General features: G+C 74.6%; 15 protein-coding genes and 1 pseudogene. 7 read left to right on the forward strand and 9 right to left on the reverse strand.

All coding sequences use genetic code 11. From position 1 onward, the window contains the following. Positions 1–283 precede the first annotated feature (283 nt). Positions 284–391, forward strand: a pseudogene (locus WHI96_RS08300) (hypothetical protein); the annotation flags it as partial. A 223-nt stretch (positions 392–614) separates the two neighbouring features. On the opposite strand, the gene glnA reads toward WHI96_RS08300, so the two are convergent. Together glnA and WHI96_RS08310 are read right to left on the reverse strand one after the other, a co-directional pair. Continuing rightward, complete coding sequence (gene glnA / locus WHI96_RS08305) at positions 615–1,958, reverse strand: type I glutamate--ammonia ligase (RefSeq protein ID WP_345652628.1); 1,344 nt, start codon at positions 1,956–1,958, stop codon at positions 615–617. Positions 1,959–2,019: 61 nt separating this feature from the next. Further along, positions 2,020–3,570, reverse strand: a complete 1,551-nt coding sequence (locus WHI96_RS08310; RefSeq protein ID WP_345652625.1) for an alpha/beta hydrolase — start codon at positions 3,568–3,570, stop codon at positions 2,020–2,022. 256 nt (positions 3,571–3,826) lie between these two features. Here WHI96_RS08310 and panB point away from each other — a divergent pair, with 256 nt between their 5' ends. Next, positions 3,827–4,681 carry a 3-methyl-2-oxobutanoate hydroxymethyltransferase gene (gene panB, locus WHI96_RS08315; RefSeq protein ID WP_075307105.1) on the forward strand — a complete coding sequence of 285 codons (855 nt, stop codon included), beginning with the start codon at positions 3,827–3,829 and terminating at the stop codon, positions 4,679–4,681. A gap of 260 nt (positions 4,682–4,941) precedes the next feature. Here the strand turns inward: panB and WHI96_RS08320 are convergent, their stop codons facing one another. Continuing rightward, positions 4,942–6,084, reverse strand: a complete 1,143-nt coding sequence (locus WHI96_RS08320; protein ID WP_345652617.1) for a glutamate-cysteine ligase family protein — start codon at positions 6,082–6,084, stop codon at positions 4,942–4,944. 181 nt (positions 6,085–6,265) lie between these two features. Between WHI96_RS08320 and WHI96_RS08325 the strand changes: the two genes are divergently transcribed. Both WHI96_RS08325 and WHI96_RS08330 read left to right on the forward strand, forming a co-directional pair. Continuing rightward, complete coding sequence (locus tag WHI96_RS08325; RefSeq protein WP_208822403.1) at positions 6,266–6,433, forward strand: hypothetical protein; 168 nt, start codon at positions 6,266–6,268, stop codon at positions 6,431–6,433. 4 nt (positions 6,434–6,437) lie between these two features. Beyond that, positions 6,438–7,241, forward strand: a complete 804-nt coding sequence (locus WHI96_RS08330) for a hypothetical protein (protein ID WP_226357716.1) — start codon at positions 6,438–6,440, stop codon at positions 7,239–7,241. On the opposite strand, the gene WHI96_RS08335 is transcribed toward WHI96_RS08330, so the two are convergent. The 3 genes from WHI96_RS08335 to WHI96_RS08345 all read right to left on the reverse strand — a co-directional run bounded on the left by WHI96_RS08335 (position 7,224) and on the right by WHI96_RS08345 (position 11,430). Beyond that, positions 7,224–8,009, reverse strand: coding sequence for a maleylpyruvate isomerase family mycothiol-dependent enzyme (locus WHI96_RS08335; protein ID WP_345652611.1), 786 nt, complete (start codon positions 8,007–8,009; stop codon positions 7,224–7,226). The genes WHI96_RS08330 and WHI96_RS08335 overlap by 18 nt on opposite strands. Beyond that, positions 8,006–8,845 (reverse strand): fumarylacetoacetate hydrolase family protein, encoded by an 840-nt coding sequence (locus WHI96_RS08340; protein ID WP_345652608.1) that lies wholly within the window; start codon positions 8,843–8,845, stop codon positions 8,006–8,008. The genes WHI96_RS08335 and WHI96_RS08340 overlap by 4 nt, the downstream gene beginning before the upstream one ends. A 209-nt stretch (positions 8,846–9,054) precedes the next feature. After that, positions 9,055–11,430 (reverse strand): xanthine dehydrogenase family protein molybdopterin-binding subunit, encoded by a 2,376-nt coding sequence (locus WHI96_RS08345; protein ID WP_345652605.1) that lies wholly within the window; start codon positions 11,428–11,430, stop codon positions 9,055–9,057. Positions 11,431–11,541: 111 nt separating this feature from the next. Between WHI96_RS08345 and WHI96_RS08350 the strand changes: the two genes are divergently transcribed. Further along, positions 11,542–13,191: a fumarate hydratase gene (locus tag WHI96_RS08350; RefSeq protein WP_345652602.1), complete on the forward strand. Its 1,650-nt coding sequence runs from the start codon at positions 11,542–11,544 to the stop codon at positions 13,189–13,191. A 112-nt stretch (positions 13,192–13,303) separates the two neighbouring features. Here the strand turns inward: WHI96_RS08350 and WHI96_RS08355 are convergent, their stop codons facing one another. Genes WHI96_RS08355 through WHI96_RS08365 form a run of 3 tightly spaced genes read right to left on the reverse strand, consistent with a single transcriptional unit; the run spans position 13,304 to position 18,163 of the window. Continuing rightward, the gene (locus tag WHI96_RS08355) at positions 13,304–16,030 is read right to left on the reverse strand and encodes a bifunctional acetate--CoA ligase family protein/GNAT family N-acetyltransferase (protein WP_345652599.1); all 2,727 of its coding nucleotides are present in this window, start codon (positions 16,028–16,030) and stop codon (positions 13,304–13,306) included. An 8-nt stretch (positions 16,031–16,038) separates the two neighbouring features. Further along, positions 16,039–17,211: an acetoin utilization protein AcuC gene (locus WHI96_RS08360; protein WP_345652596.1), complete on the reverse strand. Its 1,173-nt coding sequence runs from the start codon at positions 17,209–17,211 to the stop codon at positions 16,039–16,041. 34 nt (positions 17,212–17,245) lie between these two features. Next, positions 17,246–18,163 carry a sulfurtransferase gene (locus WHI96_RS08365; RefSeq protein WP_345652593.1) on the reverse strand — a complete coding sequence of 306 codons (918 nt, stop codon included), beginning with the start codon at positions 18,161–18,163 and terminating at the stop codon, positions 17,246–17,248. 93 nt (positions 18,164–18,256) lie between these two features. On the opposite strand from WHI96_RS08365, the gene WHI96_RS08370 reads away from it, so the two are divergent. Both WHI96_RS08370 and galE read left to right on the forward strand, forming a co-directional pair. Then, a complete protein-coding gene (locus WHI96_RS08370; RefSeq protein ID WP_178373422.1) occupies positions 18,257–18,973 on the forward strand; it encodes an iron-dependent transcriptional repressor DtxR in 717 nt (238 codons plus the stop codon). 18 nt (positions 18,974–18,991) lie between these two features. Then, positions 18,992–19,960: a UDP-glucose 4-epimerase GalE gene (galE, locus tag WHI96_RS08375; RefSeq protein WP_345652588.1), complete on the forward strand. Its 969-nt coding sequence runs from the start codon at positions 18,992–18,994 to the stop codon at positions 19,958–19,960. Positions 19,961–19,988: the final 28 nt, after the last annotated feature.

Raw genomic sequence — 19,988 nt, forward strand, 5'->3', positions numbered from 1 at the left:
ACGTCGTGATCGTCGGTGGGGTCGGAGGACCGACCACGGCCCCGGCCCTGGAGCGGGCCGGGATCGGGTCCACGGTTGACGGCGTCCGCGTCCGACGCCGGCGACCCGGTCGGCGACCGGCGAGGTGCTGGTCGGCGCGGACGGCATCCGCTCCGCCCGTGCGGGCGGGCCCGGTCCCCGGCGAGGGACCTCCGCACCGGAACGGGGTGTCGATGCGGCGCGGCGCGACGGACCGGCCGGCGTTCCGCGGGGGCCGCTCGATGGTCGTCGCGGGCCGCCGACCGTGACGAGACCCCCGCCCACGCCCGCCGCTTCCACCTCGACGACGTCGACCACCTCGCGCGGGTCGCACGAGCGGGTCACGCTGCTCGGCGACGCCGCGCACCCGATGGTCCCGATGGGCTCCGACGGCGCCGGGCAGGCGATCCTCGACGCCGAATCGCTCGCCCGGCGCCCTGGGCGCGGGCGGCGACCCGGCGGCGGCGCGGGCCGCCTACGAGGCCGAGCGGCTGCCGGGGACCGCCGACGTCGTGCTCCGCACCCGCGCGGGCGGCCCGGAGCGGGTCATCGACGAGGTGGAGCGCCGCCGAGAACGATCTCGTCCGAGATCTCGGTCACAGCACGGGAAGGTACGTCGCGAGCTCGTGCGGCGTCACGTTCCGGCGGTAGGCGTCCCACTCGGCCCGCTTGTTGCGTAGGAAGAAGTCGAACACGTGCTCGCCGAGGTACTCGGCGACGAGCTCGCTGCGCTCCATGACGTCGAGGGCCTCGGTGAGGTTCTGCGGGAGCAGCTCGTAGCCCAGCGCACGGCGCTCGGTGTCGGTCAGGGCCCACACGTCGTCCTCGGTGGGCGGGGGCAGCTCGTAGCCCTTCTGGATGCCGGTGAGGCCGGCGCCCAGGATGACCGCGTAGGCGAGGTAGGGGTTGCACGAGGAGTCCAGCGTGCGGACCTCCACCCGCCGCGACGAGGACTTGCCCGGCGAGTACATCGGGACCCGGACCAGCGCGGAGCGGTTCGCGTGGCCCCAGGACACCGCGGTCGGGGCCTCGCCGCCGGTGATGAGGCGCTTGTAGGAGTTGACCCACTGGTTGGTGACGGCGGTGATCTCCCGGGCGTGCTTGAGCACGCCGGCGACGAACGCCTTGCCGGTCGCGGACAGCTCGTAGGGGTCGTCCGGGTCGTGGAAGGCGTTGTGGTCGCCCTCGAACAGCGAGAAGTGCGTGTGCATGGCCGAGCCGGGGTGCTCGGAGAACGGCTTGGGCATGAACGAGGCCCGCACGCCCTGGGTGAGCGCGACCTCCTTCACGACGTAGCGGAACGTCATGAGGTTGTCGGCCATGGTCAGGGCGTCGGCGTAGCGCAGGTCGATCTCCTGCTGGCCGGGGCCGCCCTCGTGGTGGGAGAACTCCACCGAGATGCCCATCGACTCCAGCGTCTCGATGGTGTTGCGCCGGAAGTGCGGGGCGACGTCGTGGCTGGCCTGGTCGAAGTAGCCGCCGGAGTCCGCCGGGATGGGCCGGGTGCCGTCGCCGGGCAGGTCGCGCAGCAGGTAGAACTCGATCTCCGGGTGCACGTAGCAGGTGAACCCGGCCTCGCCCGCCTTGTTCAGCGCGCGGGTCAGCACGTGCCGCGGGTCGGCCCAGGACGGCGACCCGTCGGGCATCGCGATGTCGCAGAACATCCGCGCCGAGTAGTGCTCGCCCGAGGCGGTCTCCCAGGGCAGCACCTGGAACGTCGACGGGTCGGGCTTGGCGACCATGTCGGACTCGTAGACGCGGGCGAAGCCCTCGATGGCCGAGCCGTCGAAGCCGATGCCCTCGGCGAAGGCACCCTCCAGCTCGGCCGGGGCCACCGCCACCGACTTGAGGTATCCGAGCACGTCCGTGAACCAGAGACGGACGAAACGGATGTCGCGTTCCTCGAGCGTGCGGAGCACGAACTCCTGCTGGCGGTCCATGCGGCGGAGCCTAGGAAGCTCGTGTTACGCGGAAGTTACCGGGGTGTGCGGGCGACCGCCCTCAGCTGGGCGCGAGCGTGCACTCCGCGCCCTGCGGCGGGAGCGTGAGGTTCACCAGATAGTCGATCGCGAGCTTGTCGGTGCACGCGTCGCCCTGCAGCGACGCGGTGTGCTGGTTGCCATTGACCTTGATCAGGCTGCCGTTCAGCTGCTGGGCCAGGTCGACCCCGGCCTGGTACGGCGTGGCCGGGTCACCGGTGACCGACACCACGACGACCGGCGGGAGCCCGTCGACCTTCGGCGTGTGCGGCTCGCTGGTGGGCGGGACCGGCCAGAACGCGCACGCGTCGCGGGCACCGACCGGGCCGCGGCCGGTGGAGCGGAACGGGGCGGCCTCGTCGGCCCGCGTCGCCAGCTCCAGGGCCTCCGACGGCTCCTTGAGCGCCGGCTGGTTCACGCAGCTGATCGACTGGAAGGCCTGCAGCATGTTCGAGTAGCGGCCCTGGTCGTCGCGCTCGTAGTAGAGGTCGGCCAGGCGCATCAGCAGGTCGCCGTTGCCGTTCGCGACCTGCGAGATCCCCTGCTGCAGGGCGGGCCACAGCTGGGAGACGTAGAGCGCCTGGCTGACCCCGGTCTGGGCGTCGGCGAAGCTCAGGACGCGCCCGTCGCCGACCTTCGCGGGCGTGTCGATCAGTGGCCGCATGACCGTCTGGAACGCCTGGGTCGCCTTCTGCGGGTCGGTGCCCAGCGGGCAGCCGGGGCGGCTGGTGCAGTCCTTGGCGAAGTTGTCGAACGCGAGCTGGAACCCGGCGTTCTGCTTGACCGTGGAGTCGATGGTCGACTGCGTCGGGTCGATCGCGCCGTCGAGCAGCAGCGCGCGGACGTTCTGCGGGAACGTCTCGGCGTAGGCGGTGCCGAGCTCGGTGCCGTAGGAGAAGCCGGCGTAGGTCATCTTCTGGTCGCCGACGGCGGCCCGCATGACGTCCATGTCCTTCGCGACGTCACGGGTGCCGACGTTCGCGAGCACGTCGGCACCCGTGCGCTGGGTGCAGCGCTCGGCGAACCGGCGGCTGTCGGCCTCGGCGGCGGCGATGCCGGCGGGCGAGGGGTCGGCGAAGACCTTCGTGCGCTCCTCGTCGTTCTCCTCGTCGGTGAGGCACTGGATCCGCGGCCGGCTGGCGCCGGTGCCGCGCGGGTCGAACCCGACCAGGTCGAACCGGTCCCCCAGGCCGTTGGTGGCCCAGGTGGAGGCCTGCCGCGCGACGAACGAGGTGCCCGAGGCGCCGGGGCCGCCCGGGTCGGCGAACAGTGAGCCGATCTTCGCGCCGGTCGCCTTCTTGCGCAGCAGCGCGATCTGCATCGTCTTCCCGTCGCCGGGGCCGGCGTAGTCCTGCGGGACGGTCACCCGGGTGCAGTCGAACTGCGGGTCGGCGTAGGTCTGCGCGTCGTCCGCGGTGGGGGCGTAGTCCGCACAGGGGCCCCACTGCAGCTGCTGGTCGTAGAACTGCGCGAGGTCCGGCGGGTTCTGCGCGGCCTGCGGCTGGTCACCGGTGCCCGCGTCGGCGCACGCGCCGACCAGGACGAGGGTCGCCGCGCCCAGCACGGCGAGCACGGCCGGGCGCGTCCGCCGGCCGGCCGGGGCCGGTGTCTCTCGTCGGTGGGCAGGTGGTCGCAACAGCCGAGGGAGCATGACCGGGAGCATGCCACCGACCCCCGACGGCGACCGGTCGCGGGTCGCGGCCCGCGTGAGGGTGCCCACACCACGGGGCGGTCCGGGCCCGTGCGCTGCCACCCTGGCGTCCGCCATCGACGGCGAACCCGGGGACCCGCGACCAGCGTGGGCCTCGAGGCACGGAAGGAGCTCACCGGTGAGCACACAGGAGAGCGGAGAGGTGGCGGCCCCGTACCGGGCACCCGCGACCCCGCCGAAGCGGACCCGCGTCCACCACCTGCTGCAGTGGAAGCAGGAGGGCCGGCGCTGGCCCATGCTGACCGCCTACGACGTCTACTCGGCCGAGATCTTCGACGACGCCGGCATCCCGGTCCTGCTCGTCGGCGACTCCGCGGGCAACAACGTGTTCGGCCACGACAACACCATCCCGGTCACGGTCGACGACCTGATCCCGCTGACCCGGGCCGTGGTGCGCGGCGCCCGCAGCGCGCTCGTCGTCGCCGACCTGCCGTTCGGCAGCTACCAGATCTCCCCCGCGCAGGCGCAGGAGACGGCGTTCCGGTTCATGAAGGAGGGCGGGGCGCACGCGGTCAAGCTCGAGGGCGGTGCGCGGTTCGCGCCGCAGGTCGAGGCGCTCACCGCGTCCGGCGTGCCGGTGATGGGCCACCTCGGGTTCACCCCGCAGAGCGAGCACGCGCTGGGCGGGTTCCGCATCCAGGGCCGCGGCGATGCCGCCGACCGGCTCGTCGAGGACGCGCTGGCCGTGCAGGAGGCGGGCGCGTTCGCCGTCGTGCTGGAGATGGTGCCCGCCGACGTCGCCAAGCGGGTGACCGGGGAGCTGCGCATCCCGACCGTCGGCATCGGCGCCGGGCCCGACTGCGACGCCCAGGTGCTCGTCTGGTCGGACATGGCCGGGATGAACCGCGGGAAGGTGCCGCGGTTCGTCAAGAAGTACGCGGAGCTGGGCTCGGCCCTGCACGACGCGGCGGCCGCGTTCGCCGCCGACGTGGCACACGGCGAGTACCCCGCCGAGGAGCACAGCTACCGCTGACGCGCCGCGTCGCCCGCCACCTCGGGTGCGCCGCTGCCCCCGGATCTGCCCGGACCTCACGGGGATGCCCGACCCCGGCTCTGCGCACTCATGGAGCTCAAGCCTCGTGACACCGGGCTTTTGCTCCATGAGTGCGAGACGGGGTCGGGCGGCGGGGCGAGACGGGGGCCGCGAGACGGCGCGAGACGGGGGCGCGAGACGGGGGCGCGAGACGGCGGCGCGAGACGGGGGCGCGAGACGGGGCCGGGGCGGGACGGTGCTCAGGGTGGGGTGGGGACACCGGGGATACCGCCGCCCGAGCGGTGGCGGGCCAGCATCCGGTCCGCGGGGGTCTCGCGGCGCGCCAACCGCCGGGCCAGCGACGCCAGCCGCGTGCCGTGGGCGTCGTCGCCGGCCAGTGCCGCGGTCGCGGCGTCGAGCACGGCCTGCGACCCCGCCCGCACCGCCGGGTCCGCCCAGCCCCGCAGGGCCGAGCGGCGGTGGGCCGCCGCGTCCGGGGTCCGGCGCCGGCCGGGCAGCGTGTCGTCGCGCAGCAGGCCGGTCAGCAGGCTCAGCAGCGCCGCGGGCAGGTCGGTGCCCACGCCGTCGGCGGGCTCCTCCCCCGCGACCACCGGGACGGCGTCGAACGCCTTGAACTCGATCCGCCCCACCTCCCCGGGGATGCCCGCGTGCCGCACCAGGCTGGGGTCGGTCACCAGCAACGGGGCCTCCGGCGGCAGGTAGGCCAGCGCCGCCGGGCGCGCCCCGGTACGACGCGCGGTGCGCGCCGACAGCCCGCCCCAGACCCGGCCGTCGCGGAACGGCGAGGAGAACGACCACGGCACCAGGTAGGGGCTGTAGAAGGTCAGCTTCGCCGCCGCGTCGGCCAGCACGCCGGGGTCGGTGCCCGACTCGGGGAACGACAGGTTCAGGTCCGGCCCCCAGGTCACCATGTGCAGGTGCGAGGTCCGTTCCTCCGGCGAGGCCGCCATCAGAGCCCGCTCGTGGGCGTTCGGCGGCGGGTCCAGCCGGTAGGCCGACAGCCGCGGGTGGTGGGCGAACGCGACGGGGCGCAACCCGTGCCGGGCGGCCACCGCGGCCAGGGTCACGGCGTCGGCGGCCAGCGCGTCGACGACGGCCTCGACCGAGTCGTGCACGCGGGTCCGGATCTCGATGCCCTTGGGGTCGAAACGGACCAGTTCCCCGTCGTCGTCGAGACGCTCGTAGCCCTCGGCGTACCAGCGCTTGCGGCGGATGCCGGCGTCGCCGATCCGCAGGTCGGACTGGTCCCCGGGCAGCTCCGGCAGCTCGTCGACGACCGCCGCGACCTGCGCGTGGGTCAGCGAGCGGTGGTCGGCCACCGTCCCGTCGTCCCGCAGCAGCGCGAGCTCGTGCTCGAGCCCGTAGCGCGCCTCGCCCCGCATCGACCACCCCCGGTCCCCGTCCTGGCACAGGACGTTACCGAGGCCGGGCGGGCGCCGGCTGTGATCCGTTCCTGCCCCTCCTCACCCGTTCCGCCCTGGACAACCCCGCGACGAACGGTCAGCCTGGTGACGGCGGCCACGTCCACCAGGTGGCCGGGACCCGGAGCACACGGGAGGCGTCATGAGGCTGGGCCGCAAGATCTCCGAGGGATTCGCCGTGGACCACGAGGCCGACCGGGTGGCCGACGCCCAGGAGCGTCCGCGTCCGGCGCGCACCGTCGAGCCCGAGTTCACCGAGTGGACGCCGGCCGTCGAGCAGCCGGCGCACTCGGGGTCCCGCGAGGACTGACCGGGTGCGCGGGCTGTTCCGCCGGACCCCGCTGGAGTACCCGACCGGCCCGCTGGAGGGCCACAAGCTGGCGTTCCCGATGCTGTCCGCGGACGGCACGACGGCGGGCTTCAGCGGTGTGACGCTCGGTCGGGCGCACGTCTACCGCACCGTCGACGACGCGGTGTGCGCGCACGGCTGCCGGCACGCCTGCCCGTCGCGGTGGTGCGACTGCGGGTTCTACTGCTTCCACACCGCCGACGACGCCCGCGAACTGGCGTGCGCGCCCGAGCACCAGGGCGCGATCCTGCTCGAGGTGGCCGTCTCCGGCCGGTTCCGCCGCTACGAGCTGGGCCTGCGCTACGCCCGGCAGCGGGTGCGCACGATCCGGATGCGGCCCTGCCGCTGCGGGGCGCGGGTCGCCGTGCTGGCCGACACCGGCTCCGGGCAGCACGGCTGGCGCCGGCTGGAACCGGTGTGCCTGCGGTGCGCCGGGGCGCGCCCGGTGCTGTCGGCGCAGCGCTTCGCCGAGCTGGCCGAGCTCACCCTGCTACCCGACGACGTCGCGGCGGGCCCGCTGACGACGCCCGACGACGCGGCGGGGTTCGCCGAGCACCCCGACCCGCACGGCACCGAGGCGGCCGACGGCCTCATCGGCGACCCGGTCGCCGCGGCGGGCGCGGTGGCCGTGCTGACCGCGGAGATGGCGCTGCTGCAGGCCCGGCTCGACGAGATGGCCCGCCAGCTCGGCCGGGCCACCGCACGCCTGGACGCGCTCGAGGGCCGCGACCGGCCCGCGGCGGAGCCGGGGTCAGAGCCAGACCGGTAGCGGCGGCGGGAGCTTCCCGTCGGCGTCGCGCAGGCCCTTGTCGAACGGGCGGCCGAGCAGCCAGGCGATGATGTCGTGCGCCTTGCCGCGGACCGTGCCGAGGTCGCGCGGCTCGGCGCCGTCCGGCCCGGCGGGCCCCGGCCCGAACTCCAGCGTCGCGCCGGTGCGGACCTCCTCCAGGCGCACGTGCGGGCAGCCGGGCCGGCGCTCCAGCCGGGCGACCACGTCGGCGACCAGCACCTCCCGCATCGGGATCGGCAGGTCCTTGAACGAGGCGCCGACGTCGAGGTCGACGGCGTGGATCCACACCTCGCGGGCCCGGTTCCAGGGCACCGCCGACACCGGCATCTCGACGCCCTGCGGGTTGCGCACGGTCGCCGACCAGGCCTTCTCCGGCATCGCCCGGACCGCGTCGGCGAGCCGGTCGGAGGCGGCGACGACGTCGGCACGGATCTCGTCGGAGCTGCGCCCGGCCCCGGCCTCGATGTCGGCGTCGCGGGACGCGGGATCGGGGTAGGCCGGGGTCTCGACGCCGGTCCGTGCCCAGGTCAGCAGGTTCACCATGGCGTCGGCGTTGCGGGCCAGGTGGGTCAGCACGTGCGCGCGGGTCCAGCCCGGCAGCGCCGACGGGGCGCGGAACGCCTCGCCCGCCATCCGGGTCATCAGCCCGCGCAGGTGGGCCTGGCCGTCGCCGGCCCAGGCCAGCGCGTCGCCCACCGGCGGCGGGACGACGGCGCGGCCGTCGCCGGGAGTGCGTGCGGGGGTCACCGCACCACCCGGCACACGTTGCGGCACTCGCCGATCCCCTCCACCACGGTGACGATCTCTGCGCCGTCGGTGAGGTAGCGCGGGGGCGTGCGCGCGTCGCCGACGCCGCCCGGGGTGCCGGTGGCGATGACGTCGCCCGGGTTGAGCGTGAGGATCTCCGACAGGTAGACGACCAGATCCACGGCGCCGAACACGAGCTGGTCGGTCGTGGAGTCCTGCATGGTCTCCCCGGACAGCTCCGAGGAGATCCGCAGCGCGCCACCGGCGGTCGGGTCGGCGGGCAGCTCGTCGGGGGTGACCAGCACCGGCCCGAGCGGCGTCGAGTGCTCCCAGGTCTTGCCCTGCAGGAACTGCTTGGTGCGCCGCTGGTAGTCGCGCATCGACACGTCGTTGAGCACGGTGTACCCGGCGATGGCGGCCGTCGCCGCCTCGCGGTCGGCGCGCCGGACCGAACGCCCGATGACGACGGCCAGCTCGGCCTCGTAGTCCACGCGGTCGGACTGCGCGGGCAGCTCGATCTCGTCGTACGCGCCGACCAGGGCGGGCGCGAACTTGCCGAAGACCGTGGGGTACTCGGGCAGCTCGTTGCCCATCTCGAGCACGTGGTCGCGGTAGTTCAGCCCGATACAGATGATCTTCTCGGGCGACGGCACCAGAGGCGCGTAGTCCAGGCCGGCGGTCTCGTGCACCGGGCCGGCGGCACCCGCGGCGTGCTCGGCCCAGTCGGGGCGCTCCAGCAGCGCCCGCACGTCGGCCTCCCCCGTCTCGACAGCGGTGTCGCCGTCGAGACGCACCGCCCGGTGCCCGGTCGCGGTCCGGATCGTCGCGAGCCTCATCGTGCGGGTGCCTCCCGGTATCGGTTGCGGTCCGGCGCAGAGTCTGCGCCACCGGGGACGCGCGGAACAGTCAGGGGGTGGGTTACCGCGCGTCCCGGCCGGTCCACGGGCGGACGTCACCCGTACGGGCGGCACCCGTGGACGGGGCGCGATCCCCGCTGCGCCGCCCCGGCACGGTCCGTCCGCGTCCCGCCGCGACCGGTTCCGGGTCAGATCGCCGCGTCGTCCTCGGCGCCGCCGCCCCGCACCGGCAGGTCGTCGAAGACCGCGGGCGGCTCCCGCCACGCCTGCTCCGGCGACCCGGCGCGGGCCGCGGCGACCGCCCGCCACACCCGCTCGGGGGTGCAGGGCAGGTCGATGTGCCGCACGCCCAGGTCCGACAGCGCGTCGACCACGGCGTTCTGCACCGCCGGGGTCGACCCGATCGTCGCGGACTCGCCGATGCCCTTGGCACCGAGCGAGTTCAGCGGGGTCGGGGTCTCGGTCGTCGCGGTCTCGAAGGAGAACAGGTCGGCCGCGGTCGGGATCGTGTACGCGGCGAGGCTGGAGGTCAGCGGCTGGCCCTCGTCGTCGAACAGGACCTCCTCGTGCAGCGCCTGCGCGACGCCCTGGGCGAGCCCACCGTGCTGCTGGCCCTCGACGAGCAGCGGGTTCAGGATCCGCCCGCAGTCGTCGACGGCGACGTGCCGGCGCGGCGTGACCCGGCCGGTGTCGGTGTCGACCTCGACGACCGACAGGTGCGCCCCGAACGGGAAGGTCGCGCCGTCCTGTGCGGAGTCGAGGCCGACGTGCAGCTCCTCGCCCGTGGCGGCGGCCCGGCGGTGCACGTCGCTCCAGGTCACGGTCGGACCGCCGGGCACACCGGCGACGCCGAAGGTGCCGTCGTCGGCGATCTCGACGTCCTCCGCGGCGGCCTCCAGCAGGTGCGCGGCGAGCTTGCGGGCCCGCTCGTACAGCTCGTGCGCGGCCTCGGACACCGCGGTCCCGCCGAGCTGCAGCGACCGCGAGCCGCCGGTCCCGGCACCGCGCGGGACGAGCGCGGTGTCGGACTGGACGTAGCGGATCCGGTCCATCGGGATCCCGAGCCGGTCCGACACCAGCATCGCGAACGACGTCGCGTGCCCCTGCCCGTGCGCCGAGGTGCCGGCCGACACCGTCGCCGAGCCGTCGGCGTGCACGGTCACCGAGCCGTACTCGCCGCCCCCGCCCCCGGCGGTGACCTCCACGTAGACCGCGATGCCGATGCCCAGGCGCACCGGGTCGCCCGCCTCGCGGCGGCGGGCCTGCTCGGCGCGCAGCTCGTCGTGGCCGGCGATGCGCAGGGCCTCGCGCAGCGGCAGGTCGTAGTCGCCGACGTCGTAGCGGGCGCCGGTCGGGGTGGTGTACGGGAAGACGTCGGGCGCGAGCAGGTTGCGCCGGCGCAGCTCGACCGGGTCGATGCCCAGCTCAACGGCGGCGACGTCGACCAGGCGCTCCAGGTGGGCGGCGGCCTCGGGGCGTCCCGCGCCGCGGAAGGCGCCCATCGGGGTGGTGTTGGTCAGCACGGACACGGCGTCGTAGCGCAGGTTCGTGATGTCGTAGACGCCGGTCGCCATGAGGTAGGTGGTGCGCAACGGGAGCGCGCCGCCGAAGCCGGCGTAGGCCCCGGAGTCCCCGACGACCCGCACGCGCAGGCCGGTCATCCGGCCGTCGCGGGTGAGGCCGAGCTCGTAGTAGCCGACCTGGCCGCGGCCGTGCGGCATCGACACGAGGTTCTCCGAGCGGGTCTCGACCCAGGCCAGCGGCCGCCCGAGCGCCCGGGCGGCGGCGACGGTCGCGGTGTGCTCGGCGAGCACACCGGCCTTCGCGCCGAACCCGCCGCCGACGTGCGGGGCGATCACCCGGACCTGGTCGGCCTCCAGCCCGGCCAGTCCGGCGAGCTGGGTGCGGAAGCCGTGCGGCATCTGGGTGGAGACGTGCACGGTGAGCGGGAAGTCGGTGGTGGTGGGGTCGGCGACGATCGCGTTGCCCTCCATCGGGACGGCGGCGACGCGCTGGTTCACCATCCGCGCGCGGACGACGACCTCGGCGCCGTCGAGCGGGTCGCCGGTCCCCCGCTCGCCCGCGGCCAGGTTGCTGCCCTGGTCGGGGAACTGCAGCGGGGCGTCGTCGGCGAGCGCGGCCTCGATGTCGGTGACCGCGGGCAGCGGGTCGTAGTCGACCTCGACGAGCTCGGTGGCGTCGACGGCGGCGGCGCGGCTCTCGGCGACGACCAGCGCCACCGCCTCGCCGACGAACCGCACCCGGTCGGTCGCCAGCGGCGGGCGCGGCAGCGCCGGGTTGAGGACCATCAGGCCGTGGTGGGCGGGCAGGTCGAGGTCGGCCGCGGTGTACACGGCGAGGACGCCGGGCGCGGCCGCGGCCTCGGTGGTGTCGATACCGGTGAGCAGCGCGTGCGCCACCGGCGAGCGGACGAACGCCACGTGGGCCAGGCCCGCCGGTGCGTCGGCACCGTGGACCAGGTTGCCGACGAAGGTGCTCGCACCGGTGATCAGGTCGGCGTCCTCGACGCGGCGGACGGAGGTTCCCAGGATCGAGCCAGGCATGTGGCCCACACTACAGCAGTAACCGGAGGCTCGTCCGCTTAGCGCCGGTCACACGTCGCCTGCGTCTCCACCTGCGGTGCCTGCCCGGCAACGGCCGGTAGCGTCCCCGCCATGCCCGAGTTCCACCACACCGACGTGCTCCCGCTCGGCCCGGACGACACCGAGTACCGCGAGCTCGACCTGCCCGCGGGAACCGTGACCGAGGCCGCGGGCCGCACCTTCCTCGAGGTCCCGCCCGAGACGATCACCGGACTGGTCCGTGCGGCCGTCACCGACATCCAGCACCTGCTGCGGCCCTCGCACCTGAAGCAGCTGCGCGCCATCATCGACGACCCCGAGGCCTCCGGCAACGACCGGTTCGTCGCCACCGACCTGCTGCGCAACGCCTGCGTGTCCGCGGGCGGGGTGCTGCCGATGTGCCAGGACACCGGCACCGCGATCGTCGTCGGCAAGAAGACCGAGACCGTGCTGACCGGCGGCGACGACGAGGCCGCGGTGTCGCGCGGGGTCTTCGAGGCCTACCAGGAGCTGAACCTGCGCTACAGCCAGATGGCGCCGATCAGCTTCTGGGACGAGAAGAACACCGGCACCAACCTGCCCGCGCAGGTCGAGCTGTACGCCAAGCCGGGCCGGGACCCGTACTACGAGTTCCTGGTCATGGCCAAGGGCGGCGGCTCGGCCAACAAGACCTTCCTCTACCAGGAGACGAAGGCGCTGCTGAACCCGAAGCGGCTCGCGGCGTTCCTGGACGAGAAGCTGCGCAGCCTCGGTACCGCGGCCTGCCCGCCGTACCACCTGGCGATCGTCGTCGGCGGCATGTCGGCGGAGTTCAACCTGAAGGTCGCCAAGCTGGCCTCGGCCCGCTACCTGGACAACCTGCCGACCGAGGGCTCGCCGCTCGGGCACGCCATCCGCGACACCGACCTGGAGCAGCAGGTCCTGGAGCTGACCCGCAACTTCGGGATCGGCGCCCAGTTCGGTGGCAAGTACTTCTGCCACGACGTGCGCGTCATCCGGCTGCCCCGGCACGGCGCCTCGCTGCCGGTCGGCGTCGCGGTGTCCTGCTCGGCGGACCGCCAGGCCAAGGCGAAGATCACCCCGTCGGGGGTCTACCTGGAGCAGCTGGAGCGCGACCCGGCCCGGTACCTGCCCGAGGCGACCGACGCCGACCTGTCCGACGAGGTCGTGCGGGTCGACCTGAACCGGCCGATGGACGAGATCCGCGCGCAGCTGTCGCAGCTGCCGGTGAAGACCCGGCTGTCGCTGACCGGGCCGCTGGTCGTCGCCCGCGACATCGCGCACGCCAAGATCGCCGAGCGGCTCGACGCCGGCGAGTCGATGCCGCAGTACCTCAAGGACCACGCCGTCTACTACGCCGGACCGGCCAAGACCCCCGAGGGCTACGCCTCGGGCTCGTTCGGTCCGACGACGGCCGGCCGGATGGACTCCTACGTCCAGCAGTTCCAGGAGGCCGGCGGGTCCCTGGTGATGCTGGCGAAGGGGAACCGGTCGAAGCAGGTCGTGGACTCCTGCGCCGCGAACGGCGGCTTCTACCTGGGGTCCATCGGCGGCCCGGCCGCCCGCCTGGCGCAGGACTGCATCCGCAAGGTCGACGTGCTCGAGTACCCCGAGCTCGGCATGGAGGCGGTCTGGAAGATCGAGGTTGAGGACTTCCCGGCGTTCGTCGTGATGGACGACAAGGGCAACGACTTCTTCGCCGACACGAGCGCCCCGACCCTGCAGGTCACCTTCCGCACCTGAGGCCCGCCCCGCCCCGTGGCAGCCCGGTACGTCGCGTGGCACCCCCCCTGCACGGGGTGCCACGCGCGGCCACGGGGCGCCGCGGCGCGCCCGCGCACGGATGCGCGGCGGGTCAGCGCAGGCGGCGGGGGCCCGCGTCGCGGCGGTCGGGCACCGGGCCGATCGTCACCCGGGCCCCGGTCACGAACGCGCCCTGCGGCGAGGCCAGCACCGGGTCGAGGGCGAGCGAGCGGACCTGCGGCAGGTCCTCGACGAGCCGTCCGATCCGCAGCACGACGTCCTCCAGCGCGGCGAGGTCGACCGGGTCCGTGCCGCGGTAGCCGGTGAGCAGCGGCGCCGCCCGCGGGGCCCGCACCAGCCGTGCCGCGTCCGCGGTCGAGACCGGCAGGACCCGGTAGGCGCGGTCGTCGAGCAGCTCGGTCGCCATCCCGGACAGCCCGAAGGCGACGAGCGACCCGAACGACGGGTCGTCGACGACCTCCACCGTGCACGACGTGCCCTTCGGGGCCATCCGCTGCACGTAGACCTCGTCGGACCCGGTGAGCTGCGACAGCTCCGCGTGCGCGACGCGCAGGGCGTCCTCCGAGACCAGGTCCAGGCGCACCCCGACGAAGTCGCCGCGGTGACGCCACTGGTCCTCGGTCGCCTTGATCACGACCGGGTAGCCGACCTGCCCGGCTACGGCGACGGCGTCGTCGGCGCCCTTCACCCGGCCGAAGGTGATGACGTCCAGGCCGTAGCAGGCGAGCAGGTCGACGGCCTCGTCGTCGGTGAGGGGGTGCCGGGTGTCCGGCCCGAACGAGGCGATGAGCTCGCGCGCGCGGGCGGCGTCGATGCCCTCGGGTACGACGAACTCCCCGACGGGGGTGTCGCGCCACTGGGCGTAGCGGCTGACCCGGCCCAGCGCCGACGTCGCCCGCTCGGGGCTGGCGAAGCTCGGCACCGACCCGCGGCCGGGGGTGCCGTCGGCGCCGGGGACCGACAGCTCCGCCGGGATGCCCTCGGCGGCGAGGAACACCGCGATGACCGGGACCCCGGCACCGCTCGCGGCGTCGCGCAGGGCGTGCGCGTGGTCCCGGCCCGCCACCGCGACCGGCGGGACGAACACCGCGATGAGCGCGTCCGGGCGGGCGTCGCCGTCCAGGGTCGCGCGGACCGCGCCGGCGAACGCCTCCGGGGAGGCCTGGCTGCCGACGTCGACCGGGTCCCCGGCCAGCTCCAGTCCCTCGTCGAGCAGTCCGTCGAGGACCAGCAGGTTGACCGCGGTGGAGTTGCCGACGACCGCGACCCGGCGGCCCTTCGGCAGCGGCTGGTGGGCGATGAGCAGGGCGGTGTCGAACATCTGCGGCAGGGTCTGCACGCGGATGACGCCGGACTGCTCGAACAGCGCCTGCACGCTGGACTCGTCGATCGGCGCCGCGACCGAGGCCAGCGACGGCAGCGGCCCGGTGTGCCGGCCGGACTTCACCGCGATCACCGGCTTGGTACGGGCCAGTCTGCGGGCGACCCGGGCGAACTTGCGCGGGTTGCCGAAGGTCTCGAGGTAGAGCAGGACCTGCTCGGTGCTCGGGTCGGTCTGCCAGTACTGCATCAGGTCGTTGCCGGACACGTCGGCGCGGTTGCCCGCCGACACGAACGACGACAGGCCCACCCCGCGGGTGCGGGCGTTGGCGAGGATGGCGCTGCCGAGCGCGCCGGACTGGCAGAAGAACCCGGTGCGCCCGTGCCCGGGCATCCGCGGGGCCAGGGTGGCGTTGAGGCGCACCGACGGGTCGGGGTTGGCGACGCCGAGTGCGTTCGGCCCGACCACCCGCATCCCGTGCGCCCGCGCCTCGGCGACCAGCCTGCGCTCGGCGACGGTCCCGCCGTCGTCGCCGGCGTCGGCGAAGCCGGAGCTGATCACGACCAGCACCTTCACGCCCTTGGCCAGGCAGGAGTCCATGACCTCGTCGATGTTCGCAGCCGGGACGGCGACGACCGCGAGGTCCACCTCGTCCGGGATGTCGATCACCGACGGGTAGGCGCGCACGCCCCGCACCGAGCGGGCGTCGGGGTTGACCGGGTAGACCGGGCCGGTGAACCCGGCGCGCAGCAGGTTCAGCAGGACGGCGTGGCCGATCTTGGTCTCGTCCGCCGACGCGCCGATCACCGCCACCGAGGTCGGGTGCAGCAGGTTCGCGACGCTGCGGGCCTCGGCGGCCTGCTCGCGCGCGTAGCGGACCGCGATCGACTTCTCGGTGGGGTCGATGTCGAACTCGAGGTGCAGGACGCCCTCGGCGAAGGCCCGCGTGACGCCGTAGCCGGCCTCGCGGAACACCCGCACCATGGCGTGGTTCTCCACCAGCACCTCGGCCTCGAACCGGGACAGCCCGTTCTCCCGGGCCGCGGCGGCGAGGTGCTCGAGCAGGATCGAGCCGAGGCCGCGGGACTGGTGGTCGTCGCGGACGACGAACGCGACCTCCGCGGAGGTGACCGGCTTGTCGGTGCCCGCCCCCTCCTGGGCGGCCGCGCCGCCGCCGGGGATCAGCCCCTCGTAGCGGCCGACCGCGATGATCTCGTCGCCGAGCAGCGCCAGGAACGCGACCCGGGTCCGGTGGTCGACGACGGTGAACCGCTCCAGGTCCCGCGCCGAGATCCGCGGGTACGGGCCGAAGTAGCGCAGGTAGCGGGTGCGGTCGGACAGCTTGGCGTGGAAGGCGAGCAGCGCGTCGGCGTCGCCGGGCAGGATCGGGCGCAGGTGCACGATCCCGCCGTCGGAGGCGACGACGTCGGCCTCCCAGTGCCGCGGGTAGGGGTGCCCGGCAGCGCCGGCCGGGGTCTCGTCGGTCTTCTCGGTCATGGTCGTTCTCAGTCCCGCGGGTCGTCGGGGTCGAGGCCGTGCAGCGGGAACACCGCACGCCGGGTCTCCAGGATCGCGGAGTCGACGCGCTCGACGAACGAGCCGCCCCACCGCTCGAAGGCCGGGTCGGCCCCGTCGGACATCGATACCGGCAGCGGCGAGCGGGTCCGGGTCGCGGCGAGCGCGACCCAGTCCGCGGGAATGCTCGTGTCCGGTGCCACGTCGCGGTCCAGGGCCACCGCCAGCAGGTGCGTCCAGGATCGGGGGACCACCCGGTAGAGCGCGTACCCGCCGCCGCCGAGGACCAACCACTTGCCGCCCGCGGTGGTCTCGGCCATCTCGCGCAACGCGTGGTAGACGGCGCGGTGACCGTCGACGGACAGCTCCAGGTTCGCCAGGGGGTCCTCGGCGTGGGTGTCCGCGCCGCACTCGGTGACCAGCACCTGCGGGCGGAAGGACTCCAGCAGCGACGGCACGACGCCGTGGAAGGCCCGCAGCCAGCCCGCGTCGCCGGTGCCGGGGGGCAGCGAGACGTTGACGGCGTAGCCCTCGCCGGCACCGCGGCCGGTCTCCCCCGCCCAGCCGGTGCCCGGCCACAGGGTCAGCGGGTGCTGGTGCAGCGAGATCGTCAGCACCCGGGGGTCGTCGTAGAAGCACTCCTGCACGCCGTCGCCGTGGTGGACGTCGACGTCGACGTAGGCGATGCGCTCGTAGCCCTGCTCCAGCAGCCAGGCGATCGCGACCGAGCAGTCGTTGTAGACGCAGAAGCCCGCGGCGCGGTCGCGCATCGCGTGGTGCAGCCCGCCCGCCATGTTCACCGCGCGGTCCGCGCGGCCCTCGGCGATCTCCCGGGCGGCGGCGATCGAGCCGCCCGCGATCAGCGCGGACGCCTCGTGCATGCCGAAGAAGATCGGGTTGTCGGCGGTGCCCAGCCCGTGGCCGACGCCGAACGGCGCCTCGGGGGCGGACTTGACCGCCGTCTGGAATCCGGGGGTGTGCACCCGGGTCAGGTCCATCTCGCCCGCCGGCTCCGGGACGACCGGGTCGACGCCGTCGAGGACCCCCAGCCCGCGGGAGAGCTCCATCGTCAGCTCCAGCCGCACCGGGTTGAGGGGGTGGTCGTCGGACAGCTGGTAGGTCAGGAACTCCGGAGTCCACACCACCGACGTGCGAGCGCTCATGGGCCGGAACCGTATGCCAGGCCGGCGGGTGCGGTCACTCCCGCGCGGCCCACGGCCGGTCCCCGGTCTCCGCCGGGCGGTCCGGGTCGGCGCTCCACTCCGACCACGAACCGGGGTACAGCGCGGCCGGGGCGTCCGGCGTGGTGAGGCCCGACTCCTCCAGCGCGAGCACCAGGGCGCAGGCGTTGACGCCGGACCCGCAGTAGGCGCCGGTCGCGACACCGGGTGCGACGCCGGCGGCGCGGAAGCGCTCGGCCAGCGTGCCGGCGGGGTGCCAGCGGCCGTCCGGGCCGGTGTTGGCCGCGGCCGGGGCGCTGCGGGCACCGGGGACGTGCCCGGCGCGCGGGTCGACCGGCTCGGTCTCGCCGCGGAAGCGGGCGGCGGCGCGGGCGTCGAGGAGCACGCCGTCGCGGGCCAGTGCGGCGGCCCCGTCGGCGTCGACGACGGGCATCCCGCCCGGCCGGACCACCAGATCGCCGGGCGGCAGGGGCTCCGGTTCCGGCGCCCCGGCACCCGGGCCGGTGCCGGCCACCGGCAGCCGCGCGGCCTGCCAGCCGGCGAATCCGCCGTCGAGCACCCGGACGCGGCCGGGCGCGACGCCGGCCCAGCGCAGCAGCCACCAGGCGCGCGCGGCGACCGAGCCGTCGAGGTCGTCGTAGGCGACGACGAGCTGGTCGCCGGCGTCGTCACGGACCCCGGCCCGGCGCAGGACCTCCTGCAGCGCAGCGGGTTCCGGCAGCGGGTGGCGCCCGCCGGGGCCGGGGCGCGCGGGACCCGCGGACAGCTCGGTGTCGAGGTCGACGAACACCGCGCCGGGGATCCGGTGGGACCCGTGGTCCGCGCGGCCGGGCGGGCCGACCAGACGCCAGCGGACGTCGAGCACCACCGGAGCGACGGTGCCGACGGCCGCGGCGTGCCTTAGCAGGCCGGCGAGCTCCGAAGGGGGGATCATGGATCCGGACACGCGGCCCATCCTGCCCCGGACGGGCTCGCCGTGCGCGGGAGCCGCGCTGGGTAGACTGGCCGTCGAACGAAGGGGCCCCACGTGAACGACCTCATCGACACCACGGAGATGTACCTCCGCACCATCTACGAACTCGAGGAGGAAGGCGTCGTCCCGCTGCGCGCGCGGATCGCCGAACGCCTCGGGCAGAGCGGTCCGACCGTCAGCCAGACGGTGGCCCGCATGGAACGCGACGGACTCGTCGTCGTGGCCGGGGACCGCCACCTCGAGCTGACCGACGAGGGCCGCGGTCGCGCCGTCGCCGTCATGCGCAAGCACCGCCTCGCCGAGCGGCTGCTGATCGACGTGATCGGGCTCGAGTGGGAGCTCGTCCACGCCGAGGCGTGCCGCTGGGAGCACGTGATGAGCGAGGACGTCGAGCGCAAGCTGCTCCGCCTGCTCGACAAGCCGACCGTCTCGCCCTACGGCAACCCGATCCCGGGTCTGGAGGAGCTGGAGCGCGGGGACGACGCGTCGACGTCGTCGTCGGTGCCGCCCACGCTCGAGGTCGGCCTGCAGCGGCTCGACGAGCTGGCCCGCCGCGGTGGCGGTCGCGTCGAGATCCGGCGGATCGCCGAGCACGTGCAGCTGGACTCCGATCTCATGGGCGAGCTGAAGCTCGCGGGGATCGTGCCCGGCAACGCGGTCGACGTCGGCCCGATCTCCCGCTTCGGCGACCCCGTGCCGGTGAGCTCGGACGACGAGAAGTCGACCGTCGCCCCGCCGGTCGCGCACGCCGTGCTCGTCCGCGCCGTCTGACCTGGAGGATCCGGACACGTGAAGCTGCTCGTCACCGGCGGCGCGGGCTACGTGGGCAGCGTGTGCGCCGCACACCTGCTCGAGGCCGGCCACGAGGTCGTCGTGCTCGACGACCTGTCCACCGGCCACCGCGACGCCGTGCCCGCGGGGGCGGAGTTCGTCGAGGGTGAACTCGGTGCCCGCGCCGGGCAGGTCCTGGCCCGCGGCGGGTTCGACGGCGTGCTGCACTACGCCGCCCGCTCGCTGGTCGGGGAGTCCGTCGAGAAGCCCGAGAAGTACTGGGACGGCAACGTCGTGGCCTCGTTCCGGCTGCTCGAGGCGGTCCGGGAGCACGCGGTCCCGCGGCTGGTGTTCTCCTCCACCGCCGCCACCTACGGCGAGCCGGAGCAGGTCCCGATCCCGGAGACCGCGCCGACCCGGCCGACGAACCCCTACGGGGCGAGCAAGCTCGCGATCGACCACATGATCACCTCCTACGCGACGGCGCACGGCCTGGCCGCGACGAGCCTGCGGTACTTCAACGTGGCCGGGGCGCACCTGTCCGGTGACACCCCGCTCGGGGAGCGGCACGCGGTCGAGACCCACCTGATCCCGCTGGTCCTGCAGGTCGCCGCCGGCACCCGCGAGTCGATCTCGGTCTACGGCGACGACTGGCCCACCCCCGACGGCTCCTGCGTGCGCGACTACATCCACGTCGACGACCTCGCCGAGGCCCACCTGCTCGCGCTGACCCACGCCGTCGCGGGGCGCCACGACATCTACAACCTCGGCAGCGGTCACGGGTTCTCCGTGCTCGAGGTGGTCGAGGCCTGCCGCGCGGTGACCGGGCACCCGATCCCGGCCGTCGTCGCCCCGCGCCGGGCCGGTGACCCCGCGGTGCTGGTGGCCTCGAGCGAGCAGGCCGCGCAGCAACTGGGCTGGAAGCCGTCGCGGACCGCGATCACCGAGATCGTCGGCGACGCCTGGGAGTTCGCCCGGTCCCGGTGACCCGGACCGCCACCACGCGCTCACCGGG

The sequence above is a fragment of the Pseudonocardia tropica genome, assembly GCF_040105315.1.
GTDB classification, from domain to species: domain Bacteria; phylum Actinomycetota; class Actinomycetes; order Mycobacteriales; family Pseudonocardiaceae; genus Pseudonocardia; species Pseudonocardia alni.